Raw genomic sequence first — 16,450 nt, 5'->3', positions numbered from 1 at the left:
ACCGTCAGGCTTTTCCGGCTTGTGCAGCGCGCAGGCGTTCCACTGCCATCAGTACCCGTTCCGGTGTCGCCGGGGCGTCAAGGCACGGGCATTCGCGGTAGTCGGCAACGCTGGCGACGGCCATGGACAGCGCTTCCAGCACCGAGATTGGCAGCATGAAAGGCGGTTCACCGACGGCCTTGGAGCGGCCGATGGTCATCTCGGCATTCTCCGACCACTCGGCCAGCTTAACGTTGAAGATCTTTGGCCGGTCGGAGGCAAGCGGGATCTTGTAGGTGGAGGGCGCATGGGTGCGCAGCCGGCCCTTGGCATCCCACCAGAGTTCTTCGGTGGTCAGCCAGCCCATGCCCTGCACGAATGCGCCTTCAATCTGGCCGATATCGATTGCCGGGTTCAGCGATTTGCCGACGTCGTGAAGTACATCGACCCGGTCGACCATGTATTCGCCGGTCAGCGTATCGATAGAAACCTCTGAAACAGAGGCGCCATAGGCGAAATAATAGAACGGCGTACCGCGGCCTGTGGTGCGATCCCAATGGATTTTTGGTGTCTTGTAGAAACCCGCCGCCGAAAGCTGGACGCGGGCGAAATAGGCCTGCTTGATGAAGTCGGCGAAGGGCACGCGCTCATCGCCGATCTTCACGTGGTTGGGCACGAAGCTGACATTGGCCGGATCGGTCTGCCAACGCTCGGCGGCGAAGGCGACGAGACGTTCCTTGATCTGGCGCGCGGCATCATAGGCGGCCATGCCGTTGAGATCGGAGCCGGAAGAGGCGGCGGTGGCGGATGTGTTCGGCACTTTCCCAGTCGTGGTCGCCGTGATCTTGACGGTTGATATATCGACCTGGAAGCTGTCGGCCAGAACCTGGGCGACCTTCGTATACAGCCCCTGTCCCATCTCGGTGCCGCCATGGTTCAGGTGGATCGAGCCGTCCTGGTAGACATGGACGAGAGCGCCGGCCTGGTTGAAGGCCGTCATGGTGAAGGAGATGCCGAATTTCACCGGCGTCAGCGCAATGCCCTTGCGGATGACGCGGCTGGTGCGGTTGAAATCGATGATCGCCTGCCGCCGGGCCTGATAATCGGCACTAGCCTCAAGCTCCGAAACCACGCGCTGGATGACGTTGTCGACGACCTGCTGGTGATAGGGGGTGATATCCCGGCCGCTGCCCTTTTCGCCATAGAAATTCAGCTTGCGGATGTCGAGCGGGTCCTTGCCGAGCGCATAAGCGATTTCCTCGATGATGCGCTCGCCGCCGACCATGCCCTGCGGCCCGCCGAAACCGCGATAGGCTGTGTTGGAGACAGTATGCGTCTTCAAGGGCTGGGAAGTCAGCTTCACATGCGGATAGAAATAGGAACTGTCGGCATGGAACAGCGCGCGGTCTGTGACTGGGCCGGAAAGGTCGGAGGAATAGCCGCAGCGTGCGGCATAATTGGCCTTGACCGCATGGATATGGCCCTCGTCGTCGAAGCCGACATCGTAATCGACAAGGAAGTCGTGGCGCTTGCCGGTCGCGGTCATGTCCTCGTCACGATCCGGTCGGAATTTCACGGCACGGCCGAGCTTCTTGGCGGAGACGGCTGCGAGAGCCGCAAACTGGTTGCCCTGGGTTTCCTTGCCGCCGAAACCGCCACCCATGCGGCGCACCTGCACGGTCACGGCATTGGAGGGCACGCCGAGCACATGGCCGACCATGTGCTGGACTTCGCTCGGATGCTGGGTCGATGACCAGACGGTAATCTCGTCGTCCTCGCCGGGGATGGCAAAGGCGATGTGGCTTTCGAGATAAAAATGTTCCTGGCCGCCGATGCGCATCCGGCCATGCAGGCGACGGGGGCTCTGTTCCAGTTCCGCTTCGGCCTCGCCGCGCGAAAGCGTCAGCGGCTTGGTCACGAGTTCCGCGCCGTTTTCCAGCGCGTCGGTAATATCGGTAAAGTGCGGCAGATCGCGGTAGACGATCTTTGCCTTGCGGGCCGCCCGTCGTGCGATGTCGCGTGTCTCGGCAATCACGGCAAAGGCCGGTTGTCCGTGGAACTGCACCTTGCCATCCGCCAGCACCGGCTCGTCGTCGAGATGGCTTGGGCTGATGTCATTGCTGTGGGGCATGTCGCGGGCCGTCAGCACGCAGACGACGCCCGGATAGGCCTCGACATCGGAGAGATCCATGGAGACGATTTCCGCATGGGCGCGATCGGTCATGCCGAGTGCGCCGTGCAACGTGCCAACCGGCTCCGGGATGTCATCGATATAGTCGGCGGTGCCGGAGACATGCTTGTGGGCGCTGTCGTGGCGCAGGTTCGCATGCATGCCGCCAGCGATGGTCTTGCGCTCTTCGAAGGTAGATTGGTCCATCGTCAAATCTCCCCGGTGGCGAACCGCTTGAGTTCTGCCGGCTCTCCCGATGTCTCAAGGAAGAAGCGCGTGAAAAGGTTTTTAGCGGTCAGCATGCGATAATCGGCGGTCGCACGCCAGTCGGTGAGCGGCTGATAATCCTGCTCAAGAGCAGCCTGTGCCGCCTTGATCGTCTCTTCGTTCCAGAGTTGACCGACGAAGGCCGTCTCTGCGGCGGATGCCCGTTTTGGCGTTCCGGCCATGCCACCGAAGGCGATACGGGCAGCAGTGACACGGTTGCCGGCATCGAGCGTGACCCGAAAAGCGGCACAGAGCGCGGAGATGTCCTCGTCGCGCCGCTTGGTGATCTTGTAGACGGCGAAATGATCTGCTTCAGGCAGCGCGGGCACGAAAATGCTCTCGACGAACTCGGAAGCCTTCCGATCCTGCACGCCGTACTGGATGAAGAAATCTTCGAGCGGCAACGTTCGCTGGCCGGCGGTAGAGCGCAGCGTGACAGTGGCGCCAAGGGCGATGAGCGGCGGCGGGCTGTCACCGATCGGCGAGCCGTTGGCGATGTTGCCGCCGATCGTACCCATATTGCGCACCTGCTCGCCGCCGATGCGGTTGATCAGGCCGCCAAGCGGAGGGAAACGTCGCGCCAGCGTTTCGAAGGCGGCGGTATAGCTGGCGCCCGCACCGATGGTGATGCCTGCGGCATTCTCGGCGATGGTCTGCAACGCATCCAGCCCGCTGATGAACACGACCGGATTGATCGCGCGCATCTGTTTCGTGATCCACAGCCCGACATCCGTCGAACCGGCGACGATGGTGGCCTTGGGCAATCGTTCCATGATCTCGGTCAAAGCTGCCGTCGTTCCGGGGACGAGGAGTTGCGCATCTTCGGGGCCGATGATGATTGTCTCTTCGGTCTTTATAGACTTCAATCGTGCGGTGACATCCTCGCGTACTTTCAGGATCGGGTCGAAGAGGCTGTCCGGACGGGCGTGGGCGATCGCTTCGGCCGCTTTCACGATCGGTTCGTAGCCCGTGCATCGACAGAGGTTGCCTTGCAGCACCTTTTCGATATCGGCACGGCCGGGATTATCCCGCGAAAGCCAGAGACCATAGAGCGACATGACAAAACCCGGCGTGCAAAAGCCGCATTGCGAGCCATGATAATCGGCCATCGCCTGCTGCACCGGATGCAACGTGCCATCCCTGCCCGCCAGATGCTCGACGGTGACGACGTGGGTGGCATTGAGCGAGCCGACGAATCGGATGCAGGCATTAACGCTTTCATAGATCAGGGTGCCGTCCACGAGCTTTCCGACGAGCACTGTGCAGGCGCCGCAGTCGCCTTCGGCGCAGCCTTCCTTCGTGCCGGTCAACCGGCGCTCGAGGCGCAGGAAATCAAGGAGCGTTGCGGTAGGCGAAAGATCGGATAACGCAACGTCGCGATCGTTGAGAATGAAGCGAATGCTGCCAGTCGTTGCCGTCATCTTGTCTCTTCTTATCATTTCGACACATCAGACTACGCGCAAAAGCGCTGATGTGACAATTGCGTTTTGCAGCGCAAGAGCCAGATTTCCCGGGTGGCGAGAACGCAGAAAAATTTGCGTTTTATTTTCGTTTGACATTCGTTTTACTGTTGTATTGAAGTTTTTCAAAAGGTCGCGCCGGGAGGAAACGCGCGCGACACAAGGGAGGGAGGCCATCATGGGTTACGTGCTTGCGATCGATCAGGGCACGACATCGAGCCGGGCGATCGTTTTCAATGCCGAACAGAAGGTGGTCGGCACCGGTCAGCGCGAATTCCGGCAATATTTCCTGAAATCCGGCTGGGTCGAGCACGATCCGGAGGAGATCTGGGATACCGTCGTCTCCACGATCCAGGAGGCGATCCGCAATGCCGGTCTCGTGGCTTCCGACATTTCCGCGATCGGTATCACCAACCAGCGCGAGACCGTGGTCGTCTGGGACAGAAAGACCGGCAAGCCGATCTACAACGCCATCGTTTGGCAGGATCGCCGCACGGCATCCTTCTGTGACACGTTGAAAAGGCAGGGTTTTGAAAAGGCAGTCGTGAAGAAGACCGGCCTGCTGCTCGATCCGTATTTTTCAGGAACGAAGCTCTCCTGGCTGCTGTCCAACGTCAAGAATGGGCAGGCGCACGCGATCAAGGGCGAGCTTTGCTTCGGCACCATCGACACTTTCCTGATCTGGCGGCTGACGGGCGGCAAGTCCTTTGTCACCGACGCGACCAATGCATCCCGCACTCTGATGTTCAATATCGTCGAAAACGACTGGGACGACTATCTTCTGAAGATGCTCGAGGTGCCGCGGACGATGCTGCCCAAGGTGCTGGATTGCGCGGCCGATTTCGGTGTGACCGATCCCGAGATCGTTGGCGCGGCGATCCCCATCCTCGGCGTTGCCGGCGACCAACAGGCGGCCACCATCGGCCAGGCCTGCTTCGAGCCCGGCATGCTGAAATCTACCTATGGGACCGGTTGTTTTGCCCTGCTGAATACCGGGCAAGACATGGTGCGTTCGAAGAACCGGCTCCTGACGACGATTGCCTACCGCCTTGAGGGCAAGACGACTTATGCGCTGGAAGGCTCGATCTTCATCGCCGGGGCGGCTGTGCAATGGCTGCGCGATGGACTGAAGATCATCAACGCCGCCTATGAGACCGGCCCGATGGCCATGGATGCTGACCCGCATCAGGAGGTTTATCTCGTGCCGGCCTTCACCGGCCTCGGCGCGCCCCACTGGGACCCCGATGCCCGTGGCGCAATCTTTGGTCTGACCCGCAACACCGGCCCGAACGAATTCGCCCGCGCGGCGCTTGAGGCCGTCTGCTACCAGACGCGCGATCTGCTCGAGGCGATGCACAAGGATTGGTCAAGCAACGGCAAGGAGACAGTATTGCGTGTCGATGGCGGCATGGTTGTGTCGGACTGGACGATGCAGCGCCTCTCCGACCTGCTTGATGCACCCGTTGATCGCCCCGTCATCCTCGAGACGACGGCGCTGGGTGTCGCCTGGCTCGCCGGCAGTCGCGCCGGTGTCTGGCCGGATCAGGCCGACTTTGCCGCCACCTGGGCGCGCGATCGCCGGTTCGAGCCGGCCATGGACGACAAGACGCGAAAGGCAAAGTTCAAGGGCTGGCGCAACGCCGTGAAGCGGACTTTGAGTACATTTTAGCGCTTCAGTGCTGCCACGAAGCCGCTGAAACACATTGTTTCCATGCGCGAACTGTAATCTTTTATCTGCTGCGACTAGATAGTCGCGACGGAGAGCCGCTGGGCGGCTCAGGCAGGATAGGTCGCACGCATGGAACTTGGTCTTTACACATTTGCGGATGTTCATCCCGAGGCTCTGAGCGGGCGCGGGGTGGAGGGTGAGGAGCGTATTCGCCACCTGATCGAAGAGATCGAGCTTGCCGATCAGGTGGGGCTTGATGTCTTCGGGTTGGGCGAACATCACCGCCCGGATTACGCCGCCTCTGCGCCGGCCGTCATCCTCGCGGCTGCGGCGGCCAAGACGAAATCGATCCGGTTGACCAGCGCGGTGACCGTTCTGTCTTCCGATGATCCCGTGCGTGTATTCCAGCAATTTGCGACATTGGACCTGATTTCGGCGGGCCGGGCAGAGATCATGGCCGGGCGCGGCTCGTTCATCGAGTCCTTTCCGCTCTTCGGCTACAATCTCGAAGATTATGACGATCTCTTCTCGGAGAAGCTCGATCTTCTTCTGGCCATCCGCGACGGCGAAACGGTCACTTGGGAAGGCAGCAAGCGGGCCTCCATTCATGGGCGTGGCGTTTATCCGCGTCCGCTGCAGGACAGGATACCGATCTGGATTGCCGTCGGCGGCACGCCGCAATCGGTGGCGCGGGCCGGTACGCTCGGTCTGCCGGTCGCGCTTGCGATCATCGGCGGCGAGCCCGCGCGCTATGCGCCCCTGTTCGATCTCTATCGCGAGGCCGCGCGCCGCGCCGGTCAAGATGCGTCGAAGCTCAAGACCAGCATCAATGTTCACGGCTTCATAGCTGACACGACGGACCAGGCGGCCGACCAGTTCTACGGCCCGCAGGCGGAAGTTATGAACCGTATCGGCCGCGAGCGGGGTTGGGGGCCGACGAGCCGGGCGCATTTCAACCAGTCGATCGGGCCGAACGGCAATCTGTTCCTGGGTGATCCCGAGACGGTCGCGGAAAAGATCGTCCGCCACCAGCGTATCTTCAAGAATGATCGCTTCCTGTTGCAGATGGCGATCGGCCTGATGCCTCATGACCAGATCATGCGTGGCATCGAGCTCTATGGCACCAAGGTCGCGCCGCTTGTTCGTGCGGCGTTGGCGCAAGGCAAGCCTGCTGCGTAAGGATTGGGGGGCTTTATCAGGCGCTTTCGGCGCGTTACATACGTCCTGAAAGCGAGATGACATGACCCTGAACAATGACGATGATCTGGAGCGGCTGAAGGAAATCGGCCGCATTTGCGCCCGCGCCGTGCAGATGATGGGGGCGGCGCTCGAGCCCGGCATGACGACGGCCGAACTCGATGCGATTGGCCGGCGCTTGCTGGAAGAGGCAGGTGCGCGTTCGGCCCCGGAGTTGTCCTATGATTTTCCCGGCGCGACCTGCATTTCCGTCAATGAGGAAGTGGCGCACGGTATTCCCGGCCCGCGGGTCATTGCGGCTGGCGACCTCGTCAATATCGATGTTTCCGCCGAGAAGAACGGGTTCTTTTCCGACACCGGCGCCTCTTTCGCCGTGCCGCCGGTCAAGCCGCAGATCGAGCGGCTTTGCCGCGATGGCAAGCGCGCCATGTGGGTGGGGCTGAACGAGGTTCGCTCTGGCCGGCCGCTGGCGGCCATCGGCAATGCGATCGGAAGCTTTGCGAAGAAAAACCGCTATACGCTGGTCACCAACCTCGCCAGCCATGGTGTGGGACGCTCGCTGCATGAGGAACCGGGCGAGATCGCGACCTGGCCGGACAAGCATGAGAAGCGCCGGATGGAAGAGGGCATGGTGTTCACCGTCGAGCCGTTCCTGTCTCTCGGTGCGCATTGGGCCGAAAGTGGCGATGATGCCTGGACGCTCTACAGCGAGCCGCGCGCGCCGACGGTGCAATATGAGCATACCGTCGTTGTCACTCGCAACGGGCCGAAGGTCCTGACATTGCCGGATGGAGTCTGATTTTTGTCGTCCGCAAAGCATTCCCGATGCTGATCGAGAGCTTCAAATTTTGTGGTTTGTCCCAATCGTGTTGCAGTGCGAAAGAGCGCTGGCCTGCGCCTTGATCATCGGGCTGGAAGGACGGCGCATTTCAGCCGCGATGGCGTCTTCGTCAGCACCGCAAAAGCGTTCGATTAAATAACGGTAACGTTCCGCGCTTGTGATTGGCAGACAAAGGCTTTTGCCCTAGTTTCCCGCTTCGAGAAAGCGGGTGCTTCGCCCGCCACCAGCGAAAGTCGGACTGTCTTGTTCATTTCCTTTTTTCCCAAGCCCAAGCTTTTCTTCCTATCCGTTATTATCTGGACGTTGCTTGCAGTATTCGTTTGGTACGGGGGGGCACGCGATTTCGGCGCGCTTGTCGGGCTTCCGCCTTTGCCGGAAGGTACGGACCCGGTTGTCGGCGTATCCGTCTTTTGGACCCCGCCGTTTCTCTGGTTCTATATCTATTACATGTTGATGGCCGGGTTGTTTTCCGCCTTCTGGTTCACCTACAGTCCGCATCGCTGGCAAGGATGGTCGGTGCTCGGTTCCGCGCTGGTTGTTTTCAACACCTATTTCTCTGTTCAGGTGAGCGTGGCGATCAACGCCTGGTACGGACCGTTCTATGACATGATCCAGCGCGCTTTGGCGCGCCAGGCGCCGATACCGACGGCCGCCGATCTCTATTGGGGCATGACCGGCTTTGCGGGCATTGCCTTTGTCGCGATCACCGTCGGCGTGCTCAATCTGTTCTTCGTCAGCCACTACATCTTCCGCTGGCGCACGGCGATGAACGAATTCTACATGTCGCATTGGCCGAAGCTGCGCCACATCGAAGGTGCTTCCCAGCGTGTTCAGGAAGATACGATGCGCTTCTCGTCCACGGTCGAAAGCCTCGGCGTCAACCTTGTGAGCTCGATCATGACGTTGATTGCGTTTTTGCCGGTGCTCTTCAAATTCTCCACGACGGTCACGGAATTGCCCGTCATCGGCGTGGTGCCGCATGCCCTGGTCTGGGCGGCGATCTGCTGGTCGCTGTTTGGCACGGTGTTCCTGGCGCTGGTCGGTATCAAGCTGCCGGGCCTCGAGTTTCGCAATCAGCGCGTCGAGGCGGCCTATCGTAAGGAACTCGTCTACGGCGAAGATCACGACGATCGTGCAGATCCGATCACCGTGGCGCAGCTTTTTGCCAATGTCCGGCGTAACTATTTTCGCCTTTACTTCCACTACATGTATTTCAACGTCGCCCGCATCTTCTATCTGCAGGCGGACAATCTGTTCGGCACTTTCGTTCTTGTGCCGTCGATTGTCGCGGGCAAGCTGACGCTGGGTGTAATGAGCCAGATTCAGAATGTATTCGGGCAGGTGCGGGAATCGTTCCAGTATCTGGTCAATTCGTGGACAACGATTGTCGAGTTGCTGTCGATTTATAAACGTCTCAAAGCATTTGAAGCGGCGATCTATGACGAGCCGCTACCGGCTATTGAGCAGCGATACCTTGAAACCCGCAGTGAAGAAGATGCCAAGCCCGTTTGACGGGATGATACCAGACAAAAGACCAATCAGAAGGCGGAGCGATCCGCCTTCTTTTCGTTTGCGAGCCTTGCCAAGGCTTCCGGATAGTTGACGCAGGCGACATCCGGCTTGCTGCAAGTTTCCGTCAGGAAGCGGTCGAGCGCGCGCCAGTAGGCTCCGCCGTTCATCTCGACGAAGTGAAAGCCGAGCTGCAGCGGAATACGGTCGCCGTCGTATTGGGCATTGAAGGCGTTGCGGTAGGCGTCGAGTGCACGGGCCTCGAAGGTGGCGCTGTCCTTCTTGTTTTCGACGCCCATGGAGTGGCGGACGAAGAGATTGTAATCCATGCCGATCACCCGTCGCTTCTGTGGGCCTTCCGGGATAAGCGGCAGGCCGAAGCGTGGCATGCCCTCTGATGTTGCGGGCATGCCCGGCCCCTTGGTCACAAGGCTCGCATCATAAGCGAAACCGGCGTCCTTCAGCGCCGGCAGCAGGCCGTCGCTGGTCGAGAGATAAGGCGCACGGAACCCCTTGATATCGGTGCGGACAAAGTCGTCCCAGCCCTGCGGTTTTTCCTCTGGAATGCCGGCTGCGGTCCAGGCGTTGGCAAGGGCTGCGTTGAAAGCCGAAAACTCGCGGCTCCAATCGGCCTTGCTCCAGGTCTTGCCGTCGAAGTGGCCGCAGGCATGGCTGCCGATATCATGGCCGGCAAGATGTGCCTGCCAGATGTGGCGCGCGCGAGCCGCGATCTCTTCCTGCGACTGGGCGAAGCCGACGTTCGAGCGTGCAGCCTTGTGGCCTGGCGCCTGATAGGAGAGACCGCCTTCGGCCTTCGTCATCAGGAAGGTGCAGGAGAGGAAATAGGTAAAATGCGCGCCGGTGCGCTTTCCCATGTCCAGGCTCTTTTCCCAAAGCCTGTTGTCATGCGCGCCATCGAAGGAAACGATCACCATCTGCTCGGGGTTTGTCGCAGGCTGCGGTGGCTGCACTGCCTGGGCGGACGGCATGGCTGACAGCAGGGCGACGGAAGCGATGGCGAAACGAAGAAGCATGGCATGACCTGGAACGAATACGTCAAAGGGGCAGGGTGTCGGGGGGGGCGCGAGCCGGTTGGTGGCCGAAACCCCTGCGTCAAGAATGAGGCAATCCTTTGATCGCACTGGAAATCAAGTCGCGATAGCTTTAAGCCGGACGACAGATGAAATCATGTAAGCGGTGTCGACAATGGCAATTCTTGTTCTGGGTATCGTAATTTTTCTCGGCATTCACCTCGTGCGCAGTTTCGCGCCGGGCTTGCGTGACGCCGTCATCGCCAAGGGTGGAAAAGGTGCATGGCATGCTATCCATGGCATCTGTGCGCTCGTTGGTCTCTGTCTTATCGCCTATGGCTTCGATGCTTCGCGCGCCACGAGCGGCATTCTTTATACGCCTCCGAAATTCCTCAGCCACATCGCGCTGACGCTGATGATCCTTGCCTGCATCTGTCTGGTTGCGGCCTTTCTGCCGGCCGGTAAGATCAAGGTTGCCACCAAGCATCCGGCCGTGCTCGCCATCAAGATCTGGGCGCTGGCCCATCTCTTGGCCAATGGCGAGACCAACTCCGTTCTGCTGTTCGGCACATTCCTCGCTTGGGGCGTGATCCTCAGGATTTCGATGAAGCGCCGCTGGCGCTTCGGATTGATAACGCACCCGGTTTTCGTCTCCTACGGCTACGATGTCATGGCTGTCATTGGCGGTCTGATCGTCTATGGATTGTTCGTCTGGCGGCTGCATGAACTGTTGATCGGCGTGTCGCCGATCGTCATGGGATAGGGCAATTCGTGCTGCCCCCCTTACAACCGCCGCAAAATGGGGTAGAAGGCGCAAAATCTTTCCGATCATCTAGTATAAGAAGGCCGGTTATCCGGAGCAGGAATGGCGAACCAAGACGACAGCTTTATCCGCGAGGTCAATGACGAACTGCGTTCCGATCAGATGCGGAGCGTCTGGACCCGTTTCGGCGGCGTCATCGTCGCCATCGCCGTTCTGATTGTGCTCGGAACCATCGGCAAGGTCGGCTATGAGTACTGGCGCGAAAGCTCCGCATCGAAGTCCGGCGACGAATTTCTGGCGGCTCTGACGCTCGCCAAGGCCAACAAGACGGATGAAGCACTGGCGGCCTTCAATACGCTGGAAAAAGATGGTTACGGCGCCTATCCAGTATTGGCTCGCATGCGCGCTGCAACACTTCAGGCGCAAAAAGGTGATACTGCTGGCGCCATCGCTGTTTTCTCCGATATCGCCAAGGACAACAGCGTTCCTGCCGCGATGCGCGATGCAGCCCGTATCCGCGCCGCTTATCTGCTGGTCGATACCGGCACCTACGAGCAGGTTTCGGCCGAGGTTGAGCTGCTTGCGGTGCCGCAGAATGGTCTTCGTCATTCGGCCCGTGAGACACTCGGCCTTGCCGCCTACAAGGCTGGGGACATGGCCAAGGCAAAAGGCTGGTTCCAGCAGATTGCTGATGATGCCCAAAGCCCCCGCAATCTGGCAAACCGCGCCCAGATGCTGCTCGATCTGATCACTGCCAGCGGCAAGGCGTCCTGAACGGGGCGCGTGACGAACAGGAATTTTCGATGAACTTCACCGTCGCCATCGTCGGGCGCCCTAATGTCGGCAAGTCCACGCTTTTCAACCGTCTGGTCGGAAAGAAGCTGGCGCTTGTCGACGACACGCCGGGCGTAACCCGCGACCGGCGTCCGGGCGACGCCAAGCTCGTCGATCTGCGCTTCACCATCGTTGATACGGCGGGCCTCGAGCAATCGGGGCCTGAAACCCTTCAGGGCCGCATGTGGTTGCAGACAGAAGCAGCCATTGATGAAGCCGACATCACGCTGTTTGTTGTCGATGCCAAATACGGCCTGACCCCGGCCGATGAGACGCTGGGCGAGATGCTGCGGCGCCGCGGCAAGCCGGTGGTGCTGGTTGCCAACAAGTCCGAAGCCAAAGGATCGGACGGGGGCTACTACGATGCCTTCACGCTCGGTCTCGGCGAGCCCGTCGCGATTTCCGCCGAACACGGTCAGGGCATGATCGACCTGCGCGACGCGATCGTCGCTGCGATCGGTGAGGACCGTGCGTTTCCGCCTGAAGTCGATGAAGCCGAGACGAATGTCGATGTGCGCGATGAAGCGGCCCTTGCCGGTGCCGAGGACGACGAGGATTTCGAGCCCGAATATGACGAGACAAAGCCGCTGCGCGTCGCCATCATCGGCCGACCGAATGCCGGCAAGTCGACCCTGATCAACCGCTTCCTCGGCGAAGACCGGCTGCTGACTGGCCCCGAGGCCGGCATCACCCGCGACAGTATTTCCGTCGAGTGGGAATGGCGCGGTCGCACCATCAAGATGTTCGACACCGCCGGCATGCGCAAGAAGGCGCGTGTGCAGGAGAAGCTCGAAAAGCTCTCCGTTGCCGACAGTTTGCGCTCGATCCGTTTTGCCGAATCCGTCGTCATCGTTTTCGATGCGACCATCCCCTTTGAAAAGCAGGACCTGCAGCTCGCCGATCTCGTGATCCGCGAAGGGCGCGCCGCTATCCTCGCTTTCAACAAGTGGGATCTGGTCGAGGATCCGCAGGCGGTTCTTGCCGATCTGCGCGAAAAGACCGAGCGGTTGCTGCCGCAGGCGCGCGGTATTCGCGCCGTGCCGATTTCTGGCCAGACAGGCTACGGTCTCGACAAGTTGATGCAGTCGATCATCGATACCGACAAGGTCTGGAACCGCCGTATTTCGACGGCGCGTCTCAACCGCTGGCTCGATGGCGTGCAGACCCAGCATCCGCCACCGGCCGTCTCAGGTCGTCGCCTGAAGCTGAAATACATGACGCAGGTCAAGGCGCGCCCGCCGGGCTTCATGATCTCCTGCACACGGCCCGATGCCGTGCCGGAAAGCTATATCCGCTATCTGATCAACGGCCTGCGCAATGATTTCGACATGCCCGGCGTGCCGATCCGCATCCATCTGCGCGCTTCGGAAAATCCCTTCGAAAACAAGAAGAAGCGGCGGTAAATCTCGTTGTCTCTTACGGCGTCGGCAGCTTGTCGGCGCTGATCAGCGCGCCGTGATGCTGGATGACGGCGGCAGCCGCCTTGGCGGCAAACTCGGCGGCTGACTTTGCATTTCCGTCGATGGCATAGTGGGCGAGGAACGCACCGTTGAAGCTGTCGCCGGCGCTGGTCGTGTCGATGATCTTCTCCACTTTTTCCGCAGGGACGAAGATGTCCTCTTGTCCGGCGAAGCTTAGGGTTAAGCCGTTCGCTCCATCCTTGACGACGATGTTTTCGACCCCGAGGCTGCGGTATCGTGCGATCGTTGCCGGGATATCGGCATCTCCGAAATGGCTCGCCTCGTCGTCGAAGCTCGGCATGACGAGACCGGCCGCGCGGGCGCCATCGGAGATGGTGTCCAGCATACGCTGGCGATCATCCCATAGGCGAGGGCGGATATTCGGATCGAAGACGACGAACTTGCCTGTGGCTCTGGCGCGGCGCAATTCCGATAGCAGGGTCTCAACGCCATCCGGGGCCAAGATGGCAAGGGTGATGCCGGAAAAGACGATGACGTCGGCGGTTTCGATACGCGCGCGCAGATGGTCGGCATCGTCGGCCAGCAGCTTTGCAGCCGATGTCGAACGCCAATAGGAAAAGCTGCGCTCGCCATCCTTCAGGTGGATCATGTAGAGGCCAGGCGAGCGACCCTCGATGCGGCGGATAGCACTTGTACCGACGCCGGTCTTTTTCATGAAGGCAAGCATGTCTTCCGAGACCGTATCGGTGCCGACGGCCGTCAGGTAATCGACGGACCAATCGCTTGGCAGGAAGCGGCGGGCATAATAGGCAGTGTTGAAGGTATCGCCGGCATAACCCTTGCGCAGCAGATCCCCCTCAGCCTGCATGAGTTCCACCATACATTCGCCGATCGAAAGCAAGCTGCCCGCCATTTCTATTCTCCTCCAGTGTCTCATCTCCGGATAGGGGCAAGCAGGGGGAGAAGGCAAGGGTATTTCTAGAGGAGTGGCAAGCTTGGTGATCCGGTCTTCCCGCCTGCGGGACAGGGTTGGGGCGGGGTATTATCAATGGAAGATTGTCACGGGAACTTCGCCGCCAACACGCAATTTGCACCGCAACAAAACCGGCTCCCGAACCGTTTACTCCGCTGCATCAGGACGATACATCTTGTCATCATGTTCCTCCAGCCATGGAGCTTCCGATGGCCTCTCCCGTTAAGTCCGATCCCGACTGGTGGCGTGGTGCCGTCATCTATCAGGTCTATCCGCGGTCTTTCCAGGACACGACAGGGGATGGTCTGGGAGATCTTAACGGGATCACGCAACGGCTGTCCTATATTGCAGGCCTCGGCGTCGACGCGATCTGGCTTTCGCCCTTTTTCACGTCACCGATGGCCGACATGGGCTATGATGTCTCGGATTACTGTGACGTCGATCCGATGTTCGGAACGCTCAAGGATTTCGATGCGCTGCTGAAGAAGGCTCATGATCTTGGCCTGAAAGTGATCATCGATCAGGTGATCTCGCATACGTCAGACCAGCATCCCTGGTTCAAGGAAAGTCGTTCAAGCCGGACGAACGACCGGGCTGACTGGTATGTCTGGGCCGATCCCAAGCCGGATGGCACGGCGCCCAATAACTGGCTATCGATCTTTGGCGGGCCGGCCTGGGAATGGGACGGCGTGCGCAAGCAATATTACATGCACAACTTCCTCGGCTCGCAACCGGACCTGAACTTCCACAATCCGGATGTGCAGGATGCGCTGCTCGACACGGTACGTTTCTGGCTGGAGCGGGGTGTCGATGGTTTCCGGCTCGATACCGTGAACTTCTATTTCCACGACAAGGAATTGCGGGATAACCCGCCGCTGGTCCATGACGAAGAGGCGATCGGTCTCGATGCGCCCGACGTCAATCCGTATGGCATGCAGAACCATCTCCACGACAAGACCCAGCCGGAGAATGTCGGGTTCCTTCAGCGCTTCCGGGCGCTGCTCGACGAGTTCGGCGACCGCGCCTCCGTGGGTGAGGTGGGCGATGGTGCACGATCACTGAAGACCGTTGCCGCCTATACGAGCGGCGGCGACAAGCTGCATATGTGCTACACCTTCGATCTTCTGGGGCCGGATTTCACGGCAACCCATATCCGCCGCTGCGTTACGGCGTTTCAGGATGCGGTGACGGATGGGTGGGTTTGCTGGGCCTTTTCCAACCACGACGTCACCCGCCATATCAGCCGTTTCATCGAGAAGGATGACGAGCGCGAGCGCGTGGCAAAGCTTGCGATTACGGTCTTGTCGGCGCTGCGGGGTTCGATTTGCCTGTATCAGGGAGAGGAACTGTCGCTGCCGGAGGCCGAGCTCGCCTTCGAGGACCTGCGCGACCCCTACGGCATTCGCTTCTGGCCATCCTTCAAGGGGCGTGACGGGTGCCGAACGCCGATGCCGTGGGAGGTCAAATCCGCCAATGCCGGGTTCTCCAAGAGTAAGCCCTGGCTGCCAGTTCCTGAGATACACAAAGTGCTCGCCGCCGATGCGCAGGAAAAGGTGGAAGATTCCGTTCTGGCACATTACCGCCAGACGCTTGCTTTCCGGAAGGAACGTCCGGCGCTGCGCGACGGTTCGATGCGCTTTATAGAAACCAATCAGGATATTCTCGCCTTTACCCGCGAGAAAGATGGCGAGCGGCTGCTCTTCGTTTTCAATCTCCGACGCGGCCCGCAATCGGTGCAGTTGCCGAAGGATGTAAAGGTTGTTGAACTTTTGCCGATGCCGGGTTTCGAAGCGCGCGTGGACGATGGTGAGGTTGCGCTCGATGCGCTGGATGCGTTTTGCGGGAAACTTTCACTTTAACAGCTTGTCGTAATCAGTATGGGAGCAGATCCAGAACCAGATCATATCTTCGCCGTCGTTCACCGCGAGGGCTCGCCATGATTTCCCTACGCGGACAGACCAGAAACGCCCGACCTTCTTGAGATGGAGTGAGGGGTGATGGGGATCTTGCTTCAATTTTTCGAAGTTGCGATCCGCCAATTCCTGGATTCCGCCGGGAAGTGTCTCATAGCTCTGCCAGAAACGATCTGTGGCGTGATGCCTCACAGCTTTCGGGTCCGTCCCGCGCGAAAATCGGAAATGGCGCTATCGGCAAGGTTATCCAGAGCACCGCGTTCCGCGTCTGCCTGAATTTGGGCGTCCCATCGCGTTGCCTGAAGTCTCTCGAACCAAGCCGCGAACTTCTGAAATTCATCGGGTGCGAGGTCCGTCACGGATTTTTCGATATGTTCAAGTTTGGTCATGGTTCAGCCTTTCAACGTCATCTTAAATGGCGCC

The 16,450-nt window shown here is 59.8% G+C and carries 14 protein-coding genes; 8 read left to right on the top strand and 6 right to left on the bottom strand.

Features of this window, described 5'->3' with window-relative positions; all coding sequences use genetic code 11:
- Window positions 1-4: 4 nt before the first annotated feature.
- Window positions 5-2,356 (bottom strand): xanthine dehydrogenase molybdopterin binding subunit, encoded by a 2,352-nt coding sequence (xdhB, locus tag QO002_RS17030; RefSeq protein ID WP_307231784.1) that lies wholly within the window; start codon window positions 2,354-2,356, stop codon window positions 5-7.
- A gap of 2 nt (window positions 2,357-2,358) precedes the next feature.
- Entirely contained in the window at window positions 2,359-3,837 is a 1,479-nt protein-coding gene (gene xdhA / locus QO002_RS17025) for a xanthine dehydrogenase small subunit (protein WP_307231782.1), read from the bottom strand.
- 217 nt (window positions 3,838-4,054) lie between these two features.
- Here xdhA and glpK point away from each other — a divergent pair, with 217 nt between their 5' ends.
- The 4 genes from glpK (at window position 4,055) to bacA (ending at window position 9,095) form a co-directional block, all read left to right on the top strand.
- Window positions 4,055-5,545: a glycerol kinase GlpK gene (gene glpK / locus QO002_RS17020; protein ID WP_370878511.1), complete on the top strand. Its 1,491-nt coding sequence runs from the start codon at window positions 4,055-4,057 to the stop codon at window positions 5,543-5,545.
- Between the two features lie 129 nt (window positions 5,546-5,674).
- Complete coding sequence (locus tag QO002_RS17015; RefSeq protein ID WP_307231780.1) at window positions 5,675-6,724, top strand: LLM class flavin-dependent oxidoreductase; 1,050 nt, start codon at window positions 5,675-5,677, stop codon at window positions 6,722-6,724.
- Window positions 6,725-6,785: 61 nt separating this feature from the next.
- Entirely contained in the window at window positions 6,786-7,541 is a 756-nt protein-coding gene (gene map, locus QO002_RS17010) for a type I methionyl aminopeptidase (protein ID WP_307231778.1), read from the top strand.
- 285 nt (window positions 7,542-7,826) lie between these two features.
- Window positions 7,827-9,095, top strand: a complete 1,269-nt coding sequence (gene bacA / locus QO002_RS17005) for a bacteroid development protein BacA (protein WP_307231776.1) — start codon at window positions 7,827-7,829, stop codon at window positions 9,093-9,095.
- A gap of 26 nt (window positions 9,096-9,121) precedes the next feature.
- Here the strand turns inward: bacA and QO002_RS17000 are convergent, their stop codons facing one another.
- A complete protein-coding gene (locus QO002_RS17000) occupies window positions 9,122-10,126 on the bottom strand; it encodes a polysaccharide deacetylase family protein (protein WP_307231774.1) in 1,005 nt (334 codons plus the stop codon).
- 172 nt (window positions 10,127-10,298) lie between these two features.
- Between QO002_RS17000 and QO002_RS16995 the strand changes: the two genes are divergently transcribed.
- The 3 genes from QO002_RS16995 to der all read left to right on the top strand — a co-directional run bounded on the left by QO002_RS16995 (window position 10,299) and on the right by der (window position 13,123).
- Entirely contained in the window at window positions 10,299-10,886 is a 588-nt protein-coding gene (locus tag QO002_RS16995; RefSeq protein WP_307231772.1) for an NnrU family protein, read from the top strand.
- Between the two features lie 102 nt (window positions 10,887-10,988).
- Entirely contained in the window at window positions 10,989-11,660 is a 672-nt protein-coding gene (locus tag QO002_RS16990) for a tetratricopeptide repeat protein (protein ID WP_307231770.1), read from the top strand.
- A gap of 29 nt (window positions 11,661-11,689) precedes the next feature.
- The gene (gene der, locus QO002_RS16985; protein WP_307231768.1) at window positions 11,690-13,123 is read left to right on the top strand and encodes a ribosome biogenesis GTPase Der; all 1,434 of its coding nucleotides are present in this window, start codon (window positions 11,690-11,692) and stop codon (window positions 13,121-13,123) included.
- A 13-nt stretch (window positions 13,124-13,136) separates the two neighbouring features.
- On the opposite strand, the gene QO002_RS16980 is transcribed toward der, so the two are convergent.
- Complete coding sequence (locus QO002_RS16980; RefSeq protein WP_307231766.1) at window positions 13,137-14,054, bottom strand: sugar kinase; 918 nt, start codon at window positions 14,052-14,054, stop codon at window positions 13,137-13,139.
- 269 nt (window positions 14,055-14,323) lie between these two features.
- Between QO002_RS16980 and bglA the strand changes: the two genes are divergently transcribed.
- Window positions 14,324-15,973 (top strand): beta-galactosidase BglA, encoded by a 1,650-nt coding sequence (bglA, locus tag QO002_RS16975; RefSeq protein ID WP_307231764.1) that lies wholly within the window; start codon window positions 14,324-14,326, stop codon window positions 15,971-15,973.
- Here the strand turns inward: bglA and QO002_RS31125 are convergent.
- Window positions 15,965-16,219 carry a ParE family toxin-like protein gene (locus tag QO002_RS31125; RefSeq protein ID WP_442417764.1) on the bottom strand — a complete coding sequence of 85 codons (255 nt, stop codon included), beginning with the start codon at window positions 16,217-16,219 and terminating at the stop codon, window positions 15,965-15,967. The genes bglA and QO002_RS31125 overlap by 9 nt on opposite strands.
- Window positions 16,216-16,416 carry a hypothetical protein gene (locus tag QO002_RS16970; protein ID WP_307231762.1) on the bottom strand — a complete coding sequence of 67 codons (201 nt, stop codon included), beginning with the start codon at window positions 16,414-16,416 and terminating at the stop codon, window positions 16,216-16,218. The genes QO002_RS31125 and QO002_RS16970 overlap by 4 nt, the downstream gene beginning before the upstream one ends.
- Between the last annotated feature and the right edge of the window lie 34 nt (window positions 16,417-16,450).

Source organism: Pararhizobium capsulatum DSM 1112, assembly GCF_030814475.1.
Lineage (GTDB): Bacteria > Pseudomonadota > Alphaproteobacteria > Rhizobiales > Rhizobiaceae > Pararhizobium > Pararhizobium capsulatum.
Note: the sequence above shows the minus strand (reverse complement) of the source record. Positions and strands in the feature narration are given on the sequence as shown.

Excerpts from the sequence above, each read along its gene's own strand:
- QO002_RS16980 (WP_307231766.1), bottom strand. The coding sequence starts at position 14,054 with ATGGCGGGCAGCTTGCTTTCGATCGGCGAATGTATGGTGGAACTCATG.
- QO002_RS16970 (WP_307231762.1), bottom strand. The coding sequence starts at position 16,416 with ATGACCAAACTTGAACATATCGAAAAATCCGTGACGGACCTCGCACCC.
- QO002_RS17000 (WP_307231774.1), bottom strand. The coding sequence starts at position 10,126 with ATGCTTCTTCGTTTCGCCATCGCTTCCGTCGCCCTGCTGTCAGCCATG.
- der (WP_307231768.1), top strand. The coding sequence starts at position 11,690 with ATGAACTTCACCGTCGCCATCGTCGGGCGCCCTAATGTCGGCAAGTCC.
- bglA (WP_307231764.1), top strand. The coding sequence starts at position 14,324 with ATGGCCTCTCCCGTTAAGTCCGATCCCGACTGGTGGCGTGGTGCCGTC.
- map (WP_307231778.1), top strand. The coding sequence starts at position 6,786 with ATGACCCTGAACAATGACGATGATCTGGAGCGGCTGAAGGAAATCGGC.
- xdhA (WP_307231782.1), bottom strand. The coding sequence starts at position 3,837 with ATGACGGCAACGACTGGCAGCATTCGCTTCATTCTCAACGATCGCGAC.
- QO002_RS16990 (WP_307231770.1), top strand. The coding sequence starts at position 10,989 with ATGGCGAACCAAGACGACAGCTTTATCCGCGAGGTCAATGACGAACTG.
- QO002_RS16995 (WP_307231772.1), top strand. The coding sequence starts at position 10,299 with ATGGCAATTCTTGTTCTGGGTATCGTAATTTTTCTCGGCATTCACCTC.
- glpK (WP_370878511.1), top strand. The coding sequence starts at position 4,055 with ATGGGTTACGTGCTTGCGATCGATCAGGGCACGACATCGAGCCGGGCG.
- QO002_RS17015 (WP_307231780.1), top strand. The coding sequence starts at position 5,675 with ATGGAACTTGGTCTTTACACATTTGCGGATGTTCATCCCGAGGCTCTG.
- xdhB (WP_307231784.1), bottom strand. The coding sequence starts at position 2,356 with ATGGACCAATCTACCTTCGAAGAGCGCAAGACCATCGCTGGCGGCATG.